The sequence below is a fragment of the Pseudomonas taiwanensis genome (assembly GCF_013393345.1).
GTDB lineage: Bacteria > Pseudomonadota > Gammaproteobacteria > Pseudomonadales > Pseudomonadaceae > Metapseudomonas > Metapseudomonas resinovorans_C.
The window spans coordinates 270,730-290,089 of sequence record NZ_QJRF01000060.1; the positions used below are offsets into that span (position 1 = coordinate 270,730).

General features: G+C 55.7%; 15 protein-coding genes and 3 pseudogenes. 12 read left to right on the forward strand and 6 right to left on the reverse strand.

The annotated features are described in order from the left end of the window. The first annotated feature begins 98 nt into the window (after nucleotides 1–98). Complete coding sequence (locus tag DM872_RS14335; RefSeq protein ID WP_179060116.1) at nucleotides 99–1,904, forward strand: putative bifunctional diguanylate cyclase/phosphodiesterase; 1,806 nt, start codon at nucleotides 99–101, stop codon at nucleotides 1,902–1,904. A gap of 245 nt (nucleotides 1,905–2,149) precedes the next feature. On the opposite strand, the gene DM872_RS14340 is transcribed toward DM872_RS14335, so the two are convergent. Beyond that, the gene (locus DM872_RS14340) at nucleotides 2,150–3,286 is read right to left on the reverse strand and encodes an LLM class flavin-dependent oxidoreductase (RefSeq protein ID WP_179060117.1); all 1,137 of its coding nucleotides are present in this window, start codon (nucleotides 3,284–3,286) and stop codon (nucleotides 2,150–2,152) included. A gap of 304 nt (nucleotides 3,287–3,590) precedes the next feature. Between DM872_RS14340 and DM872_RS14345 the strand changes: the two genes are divergently transcribed. Beyond that, entirely contained in the window at nucleotides 3,591–4,199 is a 609-nt protein-coding gene (locus tag DM872_RS14345; protein ID WP_179060118.1) for a TetR/AcrR family transcriptional regulator, read from the forward strand. A 520-nt stretch (nucleotides 4,200–4,719) separates the two neighbouring features. On the opposite strand, the pseudogene DM872_RS30510 reads toward DM872_RS14345, so the two are convergent. Next, nucleotides 4,720–4,961: pseudogene (locus tag DM872_RS30510) on the reverse strand (transposase); the annotation flags it as partial. A gap of 381 nt (nucleotides 4,962–5,342) precedes the next feature. On the opposite strand from DM872_RS30510, the gene DM872_RS14350 reads away from it, so the two are divergent. From DM872_RS14350 to DM872_RS14390, 10 genes and pseudogenes are all read left to right on the forward strand, one after another. Beyond that, nucleotides 5,343–6,086: a dienelactone hydrolase family protein gene (locus DM872_RS14350; RefSeq protein WP_179060119.1), complete on the forward strand. Its 744-nt coding sequence runs from the start codon at nucleotides 5,343–5,345 to the stop codon at nucleotides 6,084–6,086. 111 nt (nucleotides 6,087–6,197) lie between these two features. Further along, nucleotides 6,198–7,193 (forward strand): annotated as a pseudogene (locus tag DM872_RS14355) (PAS domain-containing protein); the annotation flags it as partial. A 69-nt stretch (nucleotides 7,194–7,262) separates the two neighbouring features. Beyond that, a pseudogene (locus DM872_RS30925) lies at nucleotides 7,263–7,466 on the forward strand (methyl-accepting chemotaxis protein); the annotation flags it as partial. A gap of 462 nt (nucleotides 7,467–7,928) precedes the next feature. Next, nucleotides 7,929–8,387, forward strand: a complete 459-nt coding sequence (locus DM872_RS14360; protein ID WP_179060121.1) for a hypothetical protein — start codon at nucleotides 7,929–7,931, stop codon at nucleotides 8,385–8,387. Nucleotides 8,388–8,474: 87 nt separating this feature from the next. After that, nucleotides 8,475–9,980 (forward strand): CoA-acylating methylmalonate-semialdehyde dehydrogenase, encoded by a 1,506-nt coding sequence (locus DM872_RS14365; RefSeq protein ID WP_179060122.1) that lies wholly within the window; start codon nucleotides 8,475–8,477, stop codon nucleotides 9,978–9,980. A gap of 48 nt (nucleotides 9,981–10,028) precedes the next feature. Then, complete coding sequence (locus DM872_RS14370; protein ID WP_179060123.1) at nucleotides 10,029–10,802, forward strand: enoyl-CoA hydratase; 774 nt, start codon at nucleotides 10,029–10,031, stop codon at nucleotides 10,800–10,802. Between the two features lie 32 nt (nucleotides 10,803–10,834). Continuing rightward, nucleotides 10,835–11,725: a 3-hydroxyisobutyrate dehydrogenase gene (gene mmsB, locus DM872_RS14375; protein WP_179060124.1), complete on the forward strand. Its 891-nt coding sequence runs from the start codon at nucleotides 10,835–10,837 to the stop codon at nucleotides 11,723–11,725. 2 nt (nucleotides 11,726–11,727) lie between these two features. Beyond that, nucleotides 11,728–12,828 carry an enoyl-CoA hydratase/isomerase family protein gene (locus DM872_RS14380; RefSeq protein ID WP_179060125.1) on the forward strand — a complete coding sequence of 367 codons (1,101 nt, stop codon included), beginning with the start codon at nucleotides 11,728–11,730 and terminating at the stop codon, nucleotides 12,826–12,828. 36 nt (nucleotides 12,829–12,864) lie between these two features. Further along, nucleotides 12,865–14,016, forward strand: coding sequence for an acyl-CoA dehydrogenase family protein (locus tag DM872_RS14385; protein WP_179060126.1), 1,152 nt, complete (start codon nucleotides 12,865–12,867; stop codon nucleotides 14,014–14,016). A 52-nt stretch (nucleotides 14,017–14,068) separates the two neighbouring features. Beyond that, nucleotides 14,069–14,842 (forward strand): TetR/AcrR family transcriptional regulator, encoded by a 774-nt coding sequence (locus DM872_RS14390; RefSeq protein WP_256873404.1) that lies wholly within the window; start codon nucleotides 14,069–14,071, stop codon nucleotides 14,840–14,842. On the opposite strand, the gene DM872_RS14395 is transcribed toward DM872_RS14390, so the two are convergent. The 4 genes from DM872_RS14395 to DM872_RS14410 all read right to left on the reverse strand — a co-directional run. Further along, nucleotides 14,824–15,774: a LysR family transcriptional regulator gene (locus DM872_RS14395; protein ID WP_179060127.1), complete on the reverse strand. Its 951-nt coding sequence runs from the start codon at nucleotides 15,772–15,774 to the stop codon at nucleotides 14,824–14,826. The two genes, DM872_RS14390 and DM872_RS14395, sit on opposite strands and share 19 nt — an antisense overlap. 300 nt (nucleotides 15,775–16,074) lie before the next feature. Continuing rightward, nucleotides 16,075–16,869: an SDR family oxidoreductase gene (locus DM872_RS14400; protein WP_179060128.1), complete on the reverse strand. Its 795-nt coding sequence runs from the start codon at nucleotides 16,867–16,869 to the stop codon at nucleotides 16,075–16,077. A 172-nt stretch (nucleotides 16,870–17,041) separates the two neighbouring features. Then, nucleotides 17,042–18,133 carry an LLM class flavin-dependent oxidoreductase gene (locus DM872_RS14405; RefSeq protein WP_179060129.1) on the reverse strand — a complete coding sequence of 364 codons (1,092 nt, stop codon included), beginning with the start codon at nucleotides 18,131–18,133 and terminating at the stop codon, nucleotides 17,042–17,044. A gap of 68 nt (nucleotides 18,134–18,201) precedes the next feature. Next, a partial coding sequence (locus DM872_RS14410) for an LLM class flavin-dependent oxidoreductase (RefSeq protein WP_218649258.1) occupies nucleotides 18,202–19,360 on the reverse strand: 1,159 nt, incomplete at its 5' end.

The window sequence follows — 19,360 nt, forward strand, 5'->3', positions numbered from 1 at the left end:
GCGCAGATGGTGCCTCAGTGGCAGCGGAGGCAGGCTGCAGTCTTCGGGAGTTGGAGCGACTTAACCGAACGCTCGAGACCCTTAGTGCAGGCAATCGTATGCTTCTGCGCTGCTCAAATGAGCAAGAACTACTGAGCGGCATGTGCCGCGTAATAGTAGGAAAAGGCTATTATCGCTATGCCGGTGTTTGGAGTGCGCTAAACGACGATGGCTATCCCCTAGTTCATATGGCGTATGCACTCAGCTCTTCACATAGCCTTCAGGAGGCTGAATTTTTTAAAAGCATTTCGCTTTCGTGGGCAAATCCAGAAAGGGGAGGAGCCGCAGCTATCGCTGTCATTACAGGTAAAGCCTGTGTCGGCCGCAATCTTCTTACCGACCCTGACCACGCTAAATGGCGCGAAGACATGGTTCGTCTTGGTTATGGATCGGTTACTGCCTTTCCATTGCGGGTAGATTCAGTTGTCGTAGGATCTCTGTGCATCACTGCTACCGAACCTGAAGTATTTGATGAGTCTGAAGTTTCTTTGTTAGGCGAGTTGGCTGATGATCTGGCGTTCGGGATAGAAAATTTGCGCATACGTGCAAAGCATCAAGCTGCAGAAAAAAAAATTCATCAAATGGCTTACTACGACTCACTTACCGGACTACCTAATCGAGAGATGTTTTATGAAAAAATCAAGTCAGCCATTATAGAGTTCAGAGAGAAAAATCGCCCGCTCGCAGTATTGCTTCTAAAGGCCAAAAATTACCACGAAATCAAGGACACCTTTGGACACATACAGGGAGACAAGTTACTACAGGAGATTGCCAACCAGCTCTGCGCGACAATACTCTCGAGTGGATTTGTTTCTCGCGTAGGCGAGGCCGAATTTGCTATTCTTTATCCTCATGCGGACGCAGAATGCGCTATTCAAATGGCGCAAAAGCTTAATGCATTATTTCATTGTGCGCCTGACTCTTCTGGGCTAACCCACTATACAAGGGTGACGATAGGAATTGCGTTGTTCCCCGGCCATGGTGTTGAGCCGGATGCATTATTTAGGCATGCACGAGCTGCTATGTCCGAGGCGAGGCGCACAGGACGCGACTATGTGGTATTCGCGCATAGCCTTGATGAGGCATGCACCAACCGGTTATTACTGACGTCGGACTTGCGTGAAGCGATCAAGCTTGGCCAGCTAATACTCTATTGCCAGCCTAAATTCAGTTTAGCTTGCTCGTATCTATGTGGAGCTGAGGCACTAGTGCGTTGGCGGCATCCGGTTCGGGGCATGGTGCCTCCCAGCGAGTTTGTGACACTTGCTGAATTCACCGGACTGATTACTACACTCACCTTTTGGGTTCTCGAAGCTGCATTTAGACAATGCTTTGCATGGAATGAGTCAGGTTTAAACATTCCGCTTTCCATAAATCTTTCGGCGCAAGACTTATGCGACACCAGGCTAGTCACCAAGATCGAAGGTTTGATGGCGACTTGGGGGGCGAAATCGAATTGGATACAGTTTGAGGTTACTGAAAGTGCGCTCATGGAGGACCCAGCTAATGCGCTAGAAACACTGCGGAAATTGAAAGGAACAGGGGCTCAGATTGCTGTCGATGATTTTGGAATTGGCTATTCCAGCTTGAGCTACCTACAAAATCTGCCGATAGATGCAATTAAGATAGATCAGTCTTTCGTTAAGCAAATGGCCGAGCACCCGAAGGCGGCTGCTATTGTTCACTCTACGATTGAGTTAGCGCACAGATTGAATTTAGAGGTAATTGCTGAGGGCGTTGAAAACCAAGAGGCTTGGGAGCGTCTCGTGAAGATGGGATGCGATGTAGTTCAAGGTTACTACATAGGAGCGCCAATGCCTGCGGAAGCTTTCGGAGATTGGCTGGAGCACTCTAAATGGAAGTAATTTGAGAAGTGATAATCCAGTCGCTTGAAAACGGGACGTTACCCCCCTTAAACCGAAGAATCGGAAGAAGTGGTAATTGGCTCGAAAGCAAAGCTTATCTCTGTAAAATGGATTATTTTTATATAAATATATTGCCCACCATTCGAGCGGCAGTAAGTAGCTCCTAACTCTCAGCACATCAAATCGAAAAGCCCCCTGGGCGAAGCCTCAGGGGGCACGATTAGATTAGATTGCTAGCGCTAGATTCAGCGATTAGGAAGCGCAATCTTGGGAGCGACCTCTTTAGCGATCAACTCTAGCGACTGAAACCAGGGCGCCGGATCATCATAGTAATCATGCGCTTCTACCTGTAGCGTTCCCCAACCACCTGTTGCTTCAAACAGCGCATTGATCTTCTCCTTCACGGTATCGGGCGAACCGACCAGGAAGACGTGATCCACCAAGAATTCAAGATCAGCATTAGCCGGATCGATACCTGCATCCTTGGCATACCCATCCATCATGCCGAAACGACGCCAGATGGGGATCAGGTAGTGCTGGAAGCAGTAGCCGATCGGTCCTTCCATCACCAAACGCTTGGCTTCCTTGTCGGTTTCAGCACAAAACACAGTGTGGGATACCGCATGACGCGAACGGTCCGGGGTATGGCCCGCTTTAATGGCCGCTTCGGAATAGACTTCCCAGTGTCTCTTCAGTGCATCAAGACCAGAAAAGATCGAAACCGGCTTGAAGTTGCGCTCACCGGCCAGACGCATGGACGGCGAGTTGTAGCTGAAACCGGTTACCGCGATCTCAGGTGCCTTTCCCCCCCAAGGACTGAAATCCGCCAGCTTATGCTGTTCATCACCCTCGGCACCTTCAAGCTCTTCCGGATACCCCGCATCCCAATACTTACCTTCATAGAAGAACGGCTCACGCTTCCAGATCTTCTCCATGATGAACAGTGACTCTCGCACCATGTCGTTCAGGTCCTTGGTTTCGTCTCCACCGCTAGCCGTGTTGGACTGGCCGGCGTTGCGAATTCCGTGCATGTAGGAGGCTTGCGGATAGGCGCCAGCACCAATACCGAGGAAGTAACGGCCTTCCAGAATGCGTGACAACCAGCCGATCATGGTCGCTAGTTTTGCTGGATGCTGATGCGGCAGCAGGTGGGCCATAGGCCCGAACTTAATGTTCTTGGTTTGCAAGGCTGCAGCGGCGATTAAAAGTTCAGGGTTGGGGATGTTCTCCCATATTTGCGAGGCGTGCTCGGAGATCATCATTGAATCGATACCGACGCTGTCCGCCTGCACGGCACTCTGGATGCCCCAATCAAAGGTCTGCTTGGCTGTCCGGCCAGGACGCATGTAGGGATGAAAGATCAAACCAGTTTCCATTGCCATAATTGTTGTCTCCTCTAGATGGGTAATAGGCAAGGGAGGCATTAGCCTGTGTCTGCGGGCAGGTGCCAGCAGAGGCGACTATAACGGCGTTATACTGATCAGTCAACCATCGCGTTGATTGCTTTTTAATGCTTGTCACCCCAACATTCGCTAAGCTGGATCCCTGGCGTTCCTAGATCGTTCCTGATGCCGAATACCACACGAGCGGGAGCGAGGAGGAAGAGCCCTAACGATACCTTTTGCCCACCAGGATTAACCCAAATCGGCTCAGGGATTTATTGAATTTTATGCACAGGTTAATCAGATGAAATCGATGGTTTCTCCCAGCATTAAGGATCGCCTCAGTGACACCCTCGAAGTGAAGAAGCGCTTGCTGCAGGTAGCTCGGCACCTACTGAGTACAGAGGGACGCGAGGGGGCAAGCTCTCGCGCAATCTGCGCCCTGGCAGGGGTCGGCGCACCAACGATCTATCATTACTTCGGCGATCTGACAGGGCTGCACCGGGCTGCCATTGATGAAACCTATGTGCAAGTAGCCGAAGCCTATCAACAGGGAGCGAAGGAGCGCGGCCCCCAGCAGGGGTTGAGAAACGGCTGGGGCGCTTTTAATCACTTTGCTCATCAAGAGCCACTTATGTGCAGGATAGTTATCCAACAGATCCTAGCCGGCGAGCCTCCGGCTACCGTTGCGGAAACGCTGCGGACGGTAGAGAACGACCTATCGCGGCTATATGAAGAAGGTGTCCTGAATTGCCCCGCTCATGAAGCAGTTCAATTATTATGGATAGGCACACTGGGAACAGCCTGCTTTACATCAATCAAAAAAAATGAAGAGCATGAAAGTTACCCAGCATTACAAGAGAAAATGGTGGATTTAGTCCTTAACGCGTTGTTTTTAAATAAGATCCAATAACTTTAAATGGACCCCTGGAACATCTGGATAGTTCTTACTTTTGATTGCACTCGCACACTTTCATCATGGATTAAGCGCTTACATAGCACGACCAGTAACTCCAATTGTATTAAAACTGGTCGATACCAGGATCTTGCCGTCGCGAACGGCATGGCGGCAGTGGCTCGAACTCACGCCTGAGCTTGGGCTTGCCCCGCCCCCATCCCGCTAACTTCAGCACGGCCTCAAAAGTCGTGGAGTGACTGGCGATCCCGATAGCCGCCTGGAAAAGCTCCATTGGCTCAGCCTGACAGGAAAGCTTGTGTGACAGGGCCAGTTGAAGGAGAAGTGGGTGTTTCTCCGCGGAAATTGTCGACGGTCGTCCAGCCTTGGTCATCGGCTCGCCCCGGGTAGGAGCCAATGGATTACTTGATTTTGTCTGCACCCTCTTAAGGAGTGTCTGGCACAGCATTCCGGTTTCAAGATGCGCTTCACGCCGACCAGCGCAGCCTGGTTGTCTTTTATTGCGCAGCGGCAACTAGCGGTCGCCCTTGACCACTAGGTGCGCCGGCTTGTCATGGCACAGGGCATTGGCCTGATCAACGCGGATCCGGTCGAGCACCTCACGGCCATGGCGGGCGAAGACATGAACAGGTCGCATACCACCTCCGCGCGTGGGCAATGCCATTTCACTTCCATATCGAAGGCGGTGTTCATGTCCATAGCCACTGACGCGAACCGTTAGCACCACTCGCCGAGCAGTTCGAAGAACAGCAAGATCGCCTACAGCTGTTGCCGCGGAGTAGCGATGGCCCTTGTACAACGCAAATGCGAAGAAATGGCCCCATCGACTGCCTGCTTCGCCCCACATCCGGCACCGACAATGATCGGAGTTCACTTCCCTTCGACACGCGCCACCTGTCAACACCACCGTTGACCGGAAAGGAACGTCGATGCTAGGGTGCTCGACGAAGGCTCCACACGCGGCCGTCGTCGCAAAGCTCTTCAACGGAATGGTAAGCGAACCTGCCCGAGCAATTTGATCCAGCTCTCCGGCAGTACCTTAAAATCTCGCTAAAGGCACTATTCCTGGAACCAACGCGTTAATTGGCGTTGGTCGGATTCGAATGCAGACAATCAAATAACAACAAGGGTCGCATCGCCTTGAATCACGAACAGGTTTCAATAGAAACACACGATGGCAAGTGCCAGGCGCACATCTTCAAGCCAGAGGGTCAGGGCCCATGGCCCGCCGTGATTTTTTGCATGGATGGCTTTGGCATCCGTCCCACATTGTTCCAAATGGCTAGGCAGCTCGCACAAGGCGGCTATGTCGTATTACTACCTGACCTGTTCTATCGAGCTGGCCGCTATGGGCCATTGGCGCCTGCAGAGATTTTCAGAAGCCTCGATGTCATGGGCGCAATCGGCCACCTACTCGCCTCAACGGACAATCACAAGGCGGCACAAGATACGCAGGCATTCATAGACTACTTGGACACCCGCACCGATGTTGCTAGTCCCAATATTGGGACAACCGGATATTGCATGGGTGGTGGCATTTCTCTCTCCATTGCAGGCACATATCCGGATCGAATTTTGGCTGCTGCGAGCTTCCATGGAGGCAATCTTGCTACGGATGCTGAAACCAGCCCTCATTTACTGGCGCCATCAATCAAGGCGCGAGTCTATGTCGCCAGTGCCGATAGAGACGACTACTACTCACCACAAATGGCGAGGCGTCTGGAGAAAGCGCTGTTAGATGCGGGCGTCGATCACCGATGTGAAACCTATGCAGGGGCACTACACGGCTTCGCCGTACCTGACTTTCAAGAATTCAACAAAGAAGCTGCCGCGCGCCATTGGCGTGAGCTTTTTGGCTTGCTTGACACGACACTGATTTTTTAAAAGATACAATTTAGTCATTTTTATTTAGCAGACACAAGACGACCACCCTTAATTGCAACGGGCGCTCACATGCTGACATCGAAAAGCCGCAGAGCTACAACTGAATGCCTTATGCATCTAATTGATGCGTTGGAAGGACACTCCAAACCCAACGCACCAGAAGAGAATTTAACTGCGCCCCCCCTAGTTAAGCGTGCTTACCGCGCATTGCGCGAACATGTGCAAGCGCAAGATCATAAGCAGCAACAACAGACTGCCCTCGCCAGCCAGATAGTTTCGTTAACTCAGCAGCGAACCACTACCACGAACGAAAAACTTCATGTCGATCAACGCATTGAACTAATTAGCCTAGCCAGCAACGAAGGACTTTGGGATCTTCCGGTGAAAAATGGAGACCCCGTAAATCCAAATAACTCCCTTTGGTGCTCAACACGGTTTCGCTCATTACTTGGACTGGATGACGAAAATGATCTATCCGTGCAACTAGGAACTTGGATTCAGCGCATACATCCTGCCGACCTGAAACCTACAACGGATGCATTGAGCAAATATCTAAAAGAAGGCCGAGACGACGTTACTTTTCGCACTGAATACCGACTACGTAATGCCGCAGGCGATTATGTCAACGTTGAAGTAAACGCAAGGGCCTGGCGTGACGCGAAAGATGTACTGATACGCATGGCCGGCACTATACGTGACGTACAAGTACAGCGCGATCGGGATTACGAACTGGAGCGGACGCTTGAGCGATTCGAGATTGCCAGGGAGATAATCAGCGACGGTCTCTGGGATATGGAGGTGATAGGCGGCAACCCACTGAATCCTCACAATCCCCTATGGTGGTCGCAACAATTCCTTCAAATGCTTGGTTTCGAAGATCCAGATGAATTTCCCAATGTTCTCGAAAGCTGGGTTTCTCGCATCCATCCAGACGACAGACAAAATGTGTCCGATTTGTTTGGCGCACACATAAACGACAGCAGCGGTGGCACCCCGTTTGAGGCGACCTACCGAATAAAATTGAAAAGCGGCGAATATCGCTGGTTCAGCTCCCGGTGCAAGACACTACGAAGCACTGACGGAAAGCCACTCCGGATAGCAGGCGCGTTGGTAGACATGCACTCCCAGTACCAAGAGGAACAATTGCGTGAGGAGCGGGAGCTGCAGGGTAAACTCATAGAACGAAATCTAAGTAAGCTTACCGAGATTGTCGGTGCCATCCAAGCCATCGCTAGCCGCACAAATCTACTCGCCCTCAATGCGGCAATTGAGGCCGCACGTGCTGGTGAGGCTGGACGAGGATTTGCAGTAGTTGCCGATGAAGTCCGCAAACTTGCCACACGAACAAGCGAGGCCACTCAACAGGCGGCTGAAATGCTTGCCACGCAGAATAACAATTAAAACACCTCTTACGGGCAACACATTCCGAAGCAGTAAGAATTGTACTAAAAGGCAACCCAAGCATCACAGCAACACTAGCGGCTTTATTAGCGCAAAAAAACGCACCCTATACAACAAATCATCTAGACAAACTACATATGTCGCAAAATTATCAGACGAAAGTGCACGCCCTCCGCTCCAACACCCAAAAACAGCAGCACTTGGCTGCGCAATCTCAAAACTCACTCTTCACATCGACTGCGGCCTTCAATCTAAGCGCATCACATGCTTAGGGATAGCATCGAACCACCAAACCGGCATTTTTAGATAGGGTATTTTTTAATGCACATCGCACAGGTTTTTTTGCTTATTTCATCCTAAATGCCTGCATCCCTATACTCGATTCAACTAGCTCGCCAATGAATGACGTACCGGCCACGCAAAACAACAAGAGAACCAGCCATGAGCGACGTAGCTCTTAATCGTGCCCAAAGTAATCCAATGCAATACCGCGGCGATGGCCTTCCCAGCATGGAGGGTACGACTATTGGATGGCACGAATTCCTTCTTTACGGCACCGATGCTGCCCTATTCCTCAAAAAACTCACCATTCCTTTGCAAGGCACCTTGGCTGCCTTCGCCGCCTATGCAGATGAGATCATCGGTCGTCTGATAGGCACGGTCTCCTCCATTCACGAGCAACAACTGCTGACTTTTGGTTGTAAGTTTCCATACCTGTCCAGGATCACTCTGCGCCTTTTAGGCTTGCTTCACCGAGAAAACTTCGTCACGTCTCCGTACCTTGGAAAGCTCAATCACTATAGCCTTCGCTCACAAGTACTGCCGATCGCCGAATCTCATCGCCATATCGATATCGACAACTTACCTGTCTACTCGGTTTCACCGCCCCCTTTTACCTAGCCCCTTCTCTACCAAGTACACGAAGTCAAACCTGACTGTAAGAGTGATCAATCAACCTCTTTATAAACCACCCACAGGAAAATATACATGGGCGCTTCAACTCCTAAAGTAAAGCTCTTAATCAACGGCGAATTTGTCGAATCGAAAACCACCCAGTGGCGTGACGTAGTCAACCCAGCCACCCAGGAAGTCCTGGCCCGCGTGCCCTTCGCCACCCAGGACGAGATGAACGCCGCCGTCGCCGCCGCCCAGGACGCCTTCAAGACCTGGCGCAAGACCCCGATCGGCGCCCGCGCTCGCATCTTCCTCAAGTACCAGCAGCTGATCCGCGAGAACATCAAGGAGCTGGCCGCCCTACTCACCGCCGAACAGGGCAAGACCCTGCCGGACGCCGAGGGCGACGTCTTTCGTGGCCTGGAGGTGGTAGAACACGCCGCCAACATCGGCACCCTGCAGATGGGCGAACTGGCCAACAACGTCGCCAACGGCGTGGACACCTACACCCTGCTGCAACCGATCGGCGTGTGCGCCGGCATCACCCCGTTCAACTTCCCGGCGATGATCCCACTGTGGATGTTCCCCATGGCCATCGCCTGCGGTAACACCTTCGTCCTCAAGCCCTCCGAGCAGGACCCGCTGGTGACCATGCGCCTGGTCGAGCTGGCGCTGGAAGCCGGCATCCCGAAAGGCGTGCTGAACGTGATCCACGGCGGCGTCGATGCGGTAAACCTGATCTGCGACCACCCGGACATTAAGGCCGTGTCCTTCGTCGGCTCCACCAAGGTGGGCACCCACGTCTACAACCGCGCCACCCTGAACGGCAAGCGCGCGCAATGCATGATGGGCGCCAAGAACCACGCCATCGTCCTGCCCGACGCGAACAAGCAGCAGACCCTGAACAACCTGCTGGGTGCCTCCTTCGGCGCCGCCGGCCAGCGCTGCATGGCCCTGCCGGTCGTAATCCTGGTAGGCGAGGCGCAGACCTGGCTGCCGGACCTGGTGGAAAAGGCCACGACCCTCAAGGTCAATGCCGGCGTCGAGCCGGGTACCGATATCGGCCCGGTGGTGTCCTGCGCGGCGTTGGACCGCATCAGCGGCCTGATTGCCACCGGCATCGAGGAAGGCGCCAAGCTGGTCCTGGACGGCCGCAACCCGAGCGTACCCGGTTATCTGGAAGGCAACTTCGTCGGCCCGACCATCTTCTCCGGCGTTACCCCGTCGATGACCATCTACCGCGAGGAGATCTTCGGGCCGGTGCTCTGCGTGGTGAACGCCGCCTCCCTGGACGAGGCCATCTCCTTCATCAATGCCAACCCGAACGGCAACGGCACCGCGCTCTTCACCCGCTCCGGCGCCGCCGCACGCCACTTCCAGGAAGAGATCGACGTTGGTCAGGTCGGCATCAACGTACCGATTCCGGTGCCGGTCCCGCTGTTCTCCTTCAGCGGCTCCCGCGCCTCCAAGCTCGGCGACCTCGGCCCCTACGGCAAGCAAGTGGTGCTGTTCTACACCCAGACCAAGACCATCACCCAGCGCTGGTTCGACGAGAGCGATGTCGGCGGCGCAGTGAACACAACCATTACCCTCAAGTGAGGCTTCAGGGGCGGGCTATGAACCGCCCCTGATTAAGGAGACCTCTAAATGGCATTCGAATCTCTACTTGTTGAAGTCCATGGCCGCGTTGGCCTGATTACATTAAACCGACCCAAAGCGCTCAATGCGTTAAACGTCAATCTGATAGACGAAATCAACCGGGCACTAGACGGCCTGGATCGCGATCCCAACGTCGGTTGCATGGTGATTACCGGTTCTTCCAAGGCCTTCGCGGCCGGCGCCGACATCAAGGAAATGGTCGACATGGCCTATCCGCAAGTGTTCCTTGATGACTTCTTTTCTGCAGCAGATCGCATTGCAGCCCGACGCAAACCCCTGATCGCCGCTGTTGCTGGCTATGCGCTGGGTGGCGGCTGCGAGCTGGCGCTGATGTGCGACTTCATCTACGCCGCTGACAACGCTCGTTTTGCCCTGCCAGAGATCACCCTTGGTGTTTTACCCGGGATCGGCGGAACCCAACGCTTGGCTCGTGCCATTGGCAAGGCCAAGGCCATGGAGATGTGCCTAAGTGGTCGACAAATGGATGCCCAGGAGGCAGAGCGCGCCGGCTTGGTTGCACGCGTACTGCCGGTTGAGCTCCTCCTCGAGGAAACGCTGAAAAGCGCTGCAGCCATAGCAGAGAAATCTATGCCGGCAGCCATGCTGATCAAGGAGTCAGTTAATCGCGCCTTCGAAGGCAGCTTGGCGGAAGGTATCCGGTTCGAGCGTCGAGTATTCCACTCCACTTTTGCCAACGCAGATCAAAGGGAAGGCATGAGTGCCTTCGTTGAAAAGCGTACTCCCCACTTCATTCACCGCTGAAATTTCTGGCCCTACCTCAAGAGGACGCCAACATGCATATCGGATTCCTTGGCCTCGGCAACATGGGCGGCCCCATGGCCCGCAACCTGCTCAAGGCCGGCCACACCCTCACCGTATTCGACCCCTCGCCGCTGGCGACCGCCGCACTCGTAGAGCTCGGCGCCCGCACCTCCAACAGCCCGGCGGAGCTGGCCCGCGATGGCGTCGCCGCGATCATCACCATGCTGCCCACCGCGGCCCACGTGAAGGATGTCTACCTGGGCGCCGAAGGCCTATTGGCCAACGTCCAGCCGGGCGTGCTGCTGATCGACAGCTCGACCATCGACCCGCTCAGCGCCCGCGAAGTGGCCAAAGCCGCCGCCTCCCAGGGCAATCCCATGCTCGACGCGCCGGTTTCCGGTGGCACAGGTGGCGCGGCGGCTGGCACCCTGACTTTCATGGTCGGCGGCACCGTCAGCGCCTTCGACGAGGCCCACCTGCTGCTCGCCGCCATGGGCAAGAACATCGTCTACTGTGGTGACACAGGCAACGGCCAGGTGGCCAAGATCGCCAACAACATGCTGCTAGGCATCTCCATGGTCGGCGTCGCCGAAGCCATGGCGCTGGGCGTTGCCCTGGGCATGGACGCGAAAGTCCTGGCCGGCATCATCAACACCTCCAGCGGCCGCTGCTGGAGCTCGGAAATCAACAACCCGTTCCCCGGCGTGCTGGAAAACGCCCCGGCGTCCCGCGGCTACAGCGGCGGTTTCGGCACCGATCTAATGCTTAAGGACCTAGGCCTGGCCACCGAAGCCGCGCGCCATGCGAAACAACCGGTGGTGCTCGGCGCCGCGGCCCAGCAGCTGTACCAGACCTTCAGCCTACAGGGTCACGGCGGCCTGGACTTCTCCGCAATCATCAGCCTGTTCCGTCGGGAAGCCTGAGCATGAGTGAGCACGAGGCACCGGTACTGGCCAGTGTGCGCAACCGCGTCGGTCACCTGACCCTCAACCGCCCGGCCGGGTTGAACACCCTGACCCTGCCCATGGTGCGCCTGCTACAGCGCCACCTGTGGGCCTGGGAACTCGACCCGGACATCGTCGCGGTGGTCATTCGCGGCGCTGGTGAGAAAGCGTTCTGCGCCGGCGGCGATATCCGCATGCTCTACGAGAGCCATGCCACCGGCGACAACCAGCACCAACTGTTCCTCGAAGAGGAATACGCGCTCGACGAATACCTGCACGGCTATTCCAAGCCTGTGATGGCCCTAATGGATGGATTCGTGCTTGGCGGCGGTATGGGCCTGGCCCAGGCCGCGTCGCTGCGGGTTATCACCGAGCGCACCCGCATGGGCATGCCGGAAGTCGGCATCGGCTTCTTCCCGGATGTTGGCGGCAGCTACTTCCTGCCGCGCCTGCCCGGCGAACTGGGCGTCTACCTGGGCGTCATCGGCTGCCAGGTGCGCGCCGCCGATGCCCTCTACACCGGACTGGCCGACTATTGCCTGCCCAGCGAACGCATCGCTGAGCTGGATCAGGCGCTGGACACCCTCAACTGGAGCTTCGCGCCGCAGGAAAACCTCCACCAGTTGCTGGCCGGCCTCGCCACCGAGCGCATCCCTGGATCGGAGCTGAAGGCCTATCGCCAAGTTATCGACGAAATTTTTTCACTTCCCAATCTCAAGGAGATCCGCACGGCGCTGCAGTCCGACACCCGGCCCGGTGTACAAGATTGGGCAGAGGAAACGCTCCGCCTGCTCAACAAGAATTCCCCACTCGCCATGGCTGTGACCCTCAAGCTGCTGCGCTGCGGTCGATGCCTTAGTCTGGCTGACTGTGTCGATCTTGAGCTGCATCTTGACCGCCAGTGGTTCGACAAGGGCGACCTGATAGAGGGCATTCGCGCCCTGATCATCGATAAGGACAAAAACCCACGCTGGAACCCACCGAACCTTGAGGAGTTACAGGATGAACGGGTGAAAGCCTTTTTTGCAGGCTTTCATACCCGTCGAACCTCTGCAATAGCTGCTAAGCGGCCAGAAACTTAATAGCGCCAGGCACGACCGATCCGCTGGAGACCTTTAATGCACGATATCGAACTCACCGAAGAACAACACATGATCCGCGACATGGCGCGGGACTTCGCCCGCGCTGAAGTCGCGCCCCACGCACAGGCCTGGGAAAAGGCTGGCTGGATAGACGACGACCTGGTGCAGCAGATGGGCGAGCTGGGCCTGCTCGGCATGGTGGTGCCCGAGGAATGGGGCGGCAGCTATATCGACTATGTGGCCTATGCCCTGGCGGTGGAAGAAATCTCCGCCGGCGACGGTGCGCTCGGCGCCCTGATGAGTATCCACAACTCCGTGGGCTGCGGGCCCATCCTCAACTACGGAAGCCAGGCGCAGAAGGACTTGTGGCTGCCGCAGCTGGCGAGCGGCACCGCCATCGGTTGCTTCTGCCTCACCGAACCCCAGGCGGGTTCGGAAGCGCACAATCTGCGCACCCGCGCCGAGCTGGTGGACGGTCACTGGGTGCTGAACGGCGCCAAACAGTTTGTCAGCAATGGCAAGCGTGCCAAGCTCGCCATCGTCTTCGCCGTGACCGATCCGGAACTGGGCAAGAAGGGCCTCTCCGCATTCCTGGTCCCCACCGACACCCCCGGCTTCGTGGTGGACCGCAGCGAGCACAAAATGGGGATCAAGGCCTCCGATACCTGCGCCGTCACCCTGAGCGATTGTCGCATTCCGGAAGAGAACCTGCTGGGCCTGCGCGGCAAAGGCCTCGCCATTGCCCTGTCCAACCTCGAAGGCGGCCGCATCGGCATCGCCGCCCAGGCCCTAGGCATCGCCCGTGCGGCCTTCGAGGCGGCGCTCGGTTATGCACGGGAACGGGTGCAGTTCGGCAAGCCGATCATCGAGCACCAGAGCATCGGCAACTTGTTGGCAGACATGCACACCCGCCTCAACGCCGCGCGGCTGATGATTCTCCACGCCGCCCGCCTGAAGAGCGCCGGCCTGCCCTGCCTCTCGGAAGCCTCGCAGGCCAAGCTGTTCGCCTCGGAAATCGCTGAGCAGGTGTGCTCCAGCGCGATCCAGATCCACGGCGGCTACGGCTACCTGGAGGACTACCCGGTGGAGAAGTACTACCGCGATGCGCGCATCACCCAGATCTACGAAGGCTCCAGTGAAGTGCAGCGGCTGCTGATCGCTCGGGAAATGGCTAATTACACTTTATAGAACCTCTTGTGGGCGCCTCAGCGGTGCCCACAAGCGCCCCAACTATGCACCCATGATCATCACAAACATCCAAGAATCGCTAGAAGCAGTACCTCTGGCGGCGAATAACACTGTTAGCTGTAGCCACATCGATGAAGATCTGATGTCCATGTCCATTACTTTGTTTGACGAGCTGCAGCCATCCACTCTCAGCCAACCTATAAGTACTACTGGCTCCCCAAAACGCTATCAACAAACACGCGAGAAAGCTCTGGAGCTGTTCGCTAAGCGTGGCTATAGCCGAGTTAGCATGCGTGATTTGGCAGAGTTCATGGGCATTCGTGCCGGCTCTCTCTACAACCACATCGAAAGCAAAGAAGCCTTGCTGTTCGAGCTAATCGAGGAACTATATGAGCAGTTGCTAGATGGCGCGCTGGAATTAACCCACCGGGACGTCTCCCCCACAGCACGACTGCTTCTCCTCACTGAAACCCATCTCCAACTACACAACGGTATGGGCGCACACTTCCGTCTGGCGGAGTACGACGTACACTACCTCAATAACGATCACCAGGAACGGATCCTAAAGTTGCGTCAACTCTATGAGGCGGTGCTAATAAAAACCGTTGAGCAACTAACTGGAGAGCCAGCATGCATGCTCCGACGCGCCGGCCTAGCTAGCATCGTTTCACAGCTTAACCAGTTACCGGCTTGGTTCGGAGAGGCACCAACTGGCAATACGGCAAAGTTTGAGATGCTGCGCGAAATGATTATTGGATCCATACGAGGCGTGCTCCAGGCCACCCAGCGTGTAGCTAACTCGGTAGCTCAAACCGGTGGCAGATAGCTCATCGATGTTGACTCGCCCATCAGTAGCGGCTGGTTAAGTTCGACGCAGCCCCGCAGGTATTCGGCTACCTGAGTAATACGACGGAGTTTACGTAGATCCTCGCTATAATAGATCCAGAACTGCCGCACTACCTCGATCTCACCCGGAAGAACTTCGCACAGACGCTGGTTCTGTCCTGCTAGAAAGCAGGGAAGAATTGCAAGCGCTCTTCCCTCCAGCGCTGCATGGTAATGAGCAATCACACTAGTACTACGCAGTTGGCGTACCGCTCCGGGTACAAGGTCATTTAAGTAGAGAAGCTTGGGGCTGAAGGCTAAGTCTTCAACGTAGGAGATGAACGTGTGCCCGGCCAAGCTTTCGAGGCTGAGAATCGGCGCATGATTGGCCAAGTACTCAGGAGTGGCATACAAGCGAAGACGGTAGTCGCAAAGCTTAGAACAGACATACGGCCCCCGTTGCGGGCGCTCCAGCGTAATAGCGATATCAGCCTCGCGCCTAGACAAGCTCACAAAGTGTGGCACCGGGAGGATATCCAATGAGATGTGTGGATGGCGGTCTTGGAATCGACTCATATGTTGAGTGATGAAACTGGAGCCGAATCCCTCAGTGCAACCGATACGCACATGCCCAGACAGTTCCAAGCCAGCGCCTGAAACTTGCTCGCAGGCTGCCTGTAGGGTGCTTTCAAGAGTCTCGGCGTAGCTCAGCATGCGCTGCCCTTCTAGCGTGAGCACAAAACCCGCAGCCCTAGATTTCTCGAATAGCAGTGCACCCAGGTTCTGCTCCAGAACACGGACTCGACGCGAGACTGTGGTGTAGTCAACGCCCAGCCTTCGAGAAGCAGCACTGGCGGTACCGGTGCGCGCCACTTCTAAGAAAAAGCGCAGGTCATCCCAATTTAGACGCTCGAGGCTGGCGCGATTTGGCATATTTTCCTCCAGTTCGCACGATCAGGGCTTAGCTAGCACGACCCAGAGCAGTCGCGCCTCTTTTATCAACGCAAATGTTGACTCGCGAGAACCTTTACACCCTCTCGACAAAAAATCAAGTCCGACCGAACGCCGCCAGCCGCAGCGGGAACCTACACGCGCGTTCAAACAGATTGAGATGTCCTGAGGGCATTGAACAGCATCGCTAGCTGCGCCGTATTCTTGGCAGGGCCAGGGACTCGTCCCCCTCACACATTTTAGGGCTGGACCATCCGAACGCTTGACCGTCCCGTATAAGGTTCACGGGGCCACTATCAGACCACCGTCAAGGGGAATAACCGTCCCAGTAAGATAGGCGCTTGCACGGGAGATTAAATAGATGGCAGTGCCGCCAATATCAGTTGCACTGCCAAACCGATGAGCAGGTATACCATCCAACACTGCGCGCTCAACTTCAGCATCAGCGATGACCCCGGCGGTCAGGTCGCTTGGGAAAAAACCCGGGGCAATGGCGTTAACGTTGATGTTCCGCGAACGTAGATCTGATGCCAGCGTGCGGCTAAGCTGATGAATGGCAGCCTTGCTGCAACCATAGGCATAGGCGCCCCCGAAACTTTTTCCGAGAATGCCACCCACTGAACCGATGTTGATTATACGTGCCGGATCGTCAGCTGTGCCGGCCTTCTCCAGCAGGGGACACAGTGCCTGGATCAGGAGAAACGGCGATTGCAGGTTGAGGCTCATCACCGCAGACCAGTCTTTCTCTGTGACAGAACCCAGTGGCGGCGCATGAAATACACCGGCGTTGTTAATCAGCGCGTCCAGTTTGGAGCAGCGGGCCTGCACGGCGCGAAACAGATCAGCCAGATGATCATCGCGCACAAGGTCACACTCAATGAATTCGAACCCCCCGTACTCTGCCAGTTCATTGTTCAGACTGTCTGCCGCAGCATGATCGCGCCCAGCGACCATCACCCGGCAGCCTGCCGCTACCAGGCAGCGGGTAATCATTGCACCGATGCCCTTGGCCCCACCTGTAACCAACACTGTTTTGCCGGCGACGGAAAACAATCCAGAAATGCCATTCCAAGACATAAATCTGAGCTCCTTGTCAGTTTAGTGCTACAAGATGTGAAATGGCTGCCAAACAGCAGCCATTTGCGGTCGGATCAATACAGCAAAACAACGCAATTTGATCCTTAGTGCGACCTGCTTTGATTAGAACTGGCAAAGCTAGGCGGAGAAGACCACCACCTAGCCTTTCGTTCTACGATGTTTTGACGCGGGGAATCACTTCTTGCGCCAGTCGCTGCAGCGACTCGAAATAGGGTTCCGGGTTGTCGATATTGTCATGCGAGTTGACGATGACCTGACCGCAGCCACCAGTGCGCTCGATCATTGCCTCGATCTTTCGCGTCACGGTTTCCGGCGAACCACAGAGCCAGACATGGTCGGCAAGGAAGTCCATATCTATCTGACTGGGATCAATATCCACACCAGCATCCGCGATGATGCCCGGGAACAGATTGAACTTCTTGTAGATCGGGAACAGATAGTGCTCCCAAGTCTTGGCCATGCCACTGGCCTTGGCGCGCCGGCGGGCCTCAGCATCGGAGTCGGCAATGAAGATCTCCCGCGTCACACGGAAGCGCGACGTTTCCGGAGTAAAGCCCTTGGACTGCATAGCTGTGGCCCAAGTGTCGTAATGAGAACGCATAACCTCATGACCACCGAAGAAGGAGATCGGGCTGTAGTTGCGCTCACCAGCCCACTTCAGCGACGAGGAGTTTTTGGTCAGACCGGTAACGGCAATTTCCAGTGCCTCGCGGCCACCCCAGGGGCTGTTGTCCGCGATCTCCACATCGTATTCGGGCATGGTATCCGGCCCAGGGAAGCCGGCCTGGAAGAACTTGCCCTTCTCCATGAAAGGTTTGCGCGCCCAGACCTTCTCCATAAGATCCAGCGCCTCAAACATCTGCTCTTGCAGCGGACCAATGCCTTCGAAACCGTGCAGGATGGCATCGGTGTGATGCCCACCGGGCGCCACACCAAGGAAATAGCGACCCTCAAGAATCTGTGACAGCCAACCAACCTGAATCGCCAGACTGGCCGGGTTGTGATAGGGCAGCAGGTGCGCCATCGGCGCAAAACGGATGTTTTTGGTGATCGGCGCTGCGGCACCGATGATGATCTCCGGACAGGGAATGTTTTCCCAAGCCAGAGTCGCATGCTCACCGATCATGAAATCGGCAAAACCCGCCTCATCACAGACTTGTGCCAGCTTGAGAGACCAATCAAACATCTCCCGCGCAGTGCGGTGAGGAAGATTATAGGGAGTATGGAAAAATCCGCATTGCATAGTCATTACCTCTTGTTATTGTTTAGCCTGTCAGACTGGCTTGCCAGGCAAACCAGCCATGCAATCACTTAAACCAACGTGCCTTCGGCATCCTTGGTCGCGAAGCGAGGAGCCACCAGGCTGGCAAACTTTTCCAGTTCCTCGTTGTTCTGCTCCGGGTCCAGGTGACCCTGACCGAACATCAGGAACAGCTCGTTGAAGCCCAGGCGGTCGTGGGCGCGGCCGATCTGATCGGCGATCTCGTCAGCCGAGCCGATCAGCACGTTCGGCATTTTCTGGCCGAACGGAATGAACCACTTGTCCCAGAACCACTTATGCTCGGCCATCAACTGCTTGGCCTTGTCCTTGTCATCGGTCAGCATCAGGAAACCGCCCCAGGCAGCAACATCCTCACGGGCAACCTCCCGCTCGTGCTGGCGTGCGGTATCGGCATAGCGGGTCCACAGGGCATCGCAAAAGTCCAGGTCGGAAGCCAGCACGATTGGCTTGCCGCCTTCCCGGGCCCACATGTCGACGGTGCGCATGCTGCCGGCAAAGCCGCCGTAAATTTTCGGGTGGGGACTCTGGTAGCACTTCGGCGCAATGCCGATCTGGCGCACGATGCCATCTGCATCCATGCCCTTGCCCATGCTGGCATAGGCCGGGTGACCGGCAGAGCCGCCATTTGGCGGGAACTCCCAGTGTTTGCCCTTGTGGCTAAACACGTCATTGGCCCAGGCCTTCTTGATGACCTGCAGCGACTCCTCGAAGACTTCGCGGTTCAGCGCATCTTGCTCGTCGCGGGCCTTGGCGTTGTCCGGCGTAGTGGCGCTGACACCCGGACGCGCAGCATAGGAGTCGACCCAGCGCGCATGGTAGCCACGGGTGAAACCAACCATCAGGCGCCCTTGGAGCATGTGGTCAAGGGTGGCGATTTCTTCGGCGATACGCACCGGGTTATGGGTCGGCAGGGTGTACCCCATGATGCCGGCCTTCATCCGCTTGGAATGCAGGCCCACATAGAGACTGAACATGCCGGGATGGTTGTTGATCTCAAAACCTTCGATCTGCAGGTGGTGCTCAGGCTGGCAATAGCCTGCATAACCAAGCTCATCCGCCAGACGAACGTAATCACGCACTTCGGATAGAAAGCGCTGATACAACTCAGGACGCTGCCCAGCCATACCCGCTTCCAGCTCATAACGACGACCGATTACACCTGTTTGCATCAAATGAAACTTCATTGCG

What these genes read in the sequence shown, in the direction of transcription:
- DM872_RS14335 (WP_179060116.1), top strand. Translation starts at nt 99, where the DNA reads ATGCTTCTGCGCTGCTCAAATGAGCAAGAACTACTGAGCGGCATGTGC.
- DM872_RS14340 (WP_179060117.1), bottom strand. Translation starts at nt 3,286, where the DNA reads ATGGCAATGGAAACTGGTTTGATCTTTCATCCCTACATGCGTCCTGGC.
- DM872_RS14345 (WP_179060118.1), top strand. Translation starts at nt 3,591, where the DNA reads ATGAAATCGATGGTTTCTCCCAGCATTAAGGATCGCCTCAGTGACACC.
- DM872_RS14360 (WP_179060121.1), top strand. Translation starts at nt 7,929, where the DNA reads ATGAGCGACGTAGCTCTTAATCGTGCCCAAAGTAATCCAATGCAATAC.
- DM872_RS14365 (WP_179060122.1), top strand. Translation starts at nt 8,475, where the DNA reads ATGGGCGCTTCAACTCCTAAAGTAAAGCTCTTAATCAACGGCGAATTT.
- DM872_RS14370 (WP_179060123.1), top strand. Translation starts at nt 10,029, where the DNA reads ATGGCATTCGAATCTCTACTTGTTGAAGTCCATGGCCGCGTTGGCCTG.
- mmsB (WP_179060124.1), top strand. Translation starts at nt 10,835, where the DNA reads ATGCATATCGGATTCCTTGGCCTCGGCAACATGGGCGGCCCCATGGCC.
- DM872_RS14380 (WP_179060125.1), top strand. Translation starts at nt 11,728, where the DNA reads ATGAGTGAGCACGAGGCACCGGTACTGGCCAGTGTGCGCAACCGCGTC.
- DM872_RS14385 (WP_179060126.1), top strand. Translation starts at nt 12,865, where the DNA reads ATGCACGATATCGAACTCACCGAAGAACAACACATGATCCGCGACATG.
- DM872_RS14390 (WP_256873404.1), top strand. Translation starts at nt 14,069, where the DNA reads ATGATCATCACAAACATCCAAGAATCGCTAGAAGCAGTACCTCTGGCG.
- DM872_RS14395 (WP_179060127.1), bottom strand. Translation starts at nt 15,774, where the DNA reads ATGCCAAATCGCGCCAGCCTCGAGCGTCTAAATTGGGATGACCTGCGC.
- DM872_RS14400 (WP_179060128.1), bottom strand. Translation starts at nt 16,869, where the DNA reads ATGTCTTGGAATGGCATTTCTGGATTGTTTTCCGTCGCCGGCAAAACA.
- DM872_RS14405 (WP_179060129.1), bottom strand. Translation starts at nt 18,133, where the DNA reads ATGCAATGCGGATTTTTCCATACTCCCTATAATCTTCCTCACCGCACT.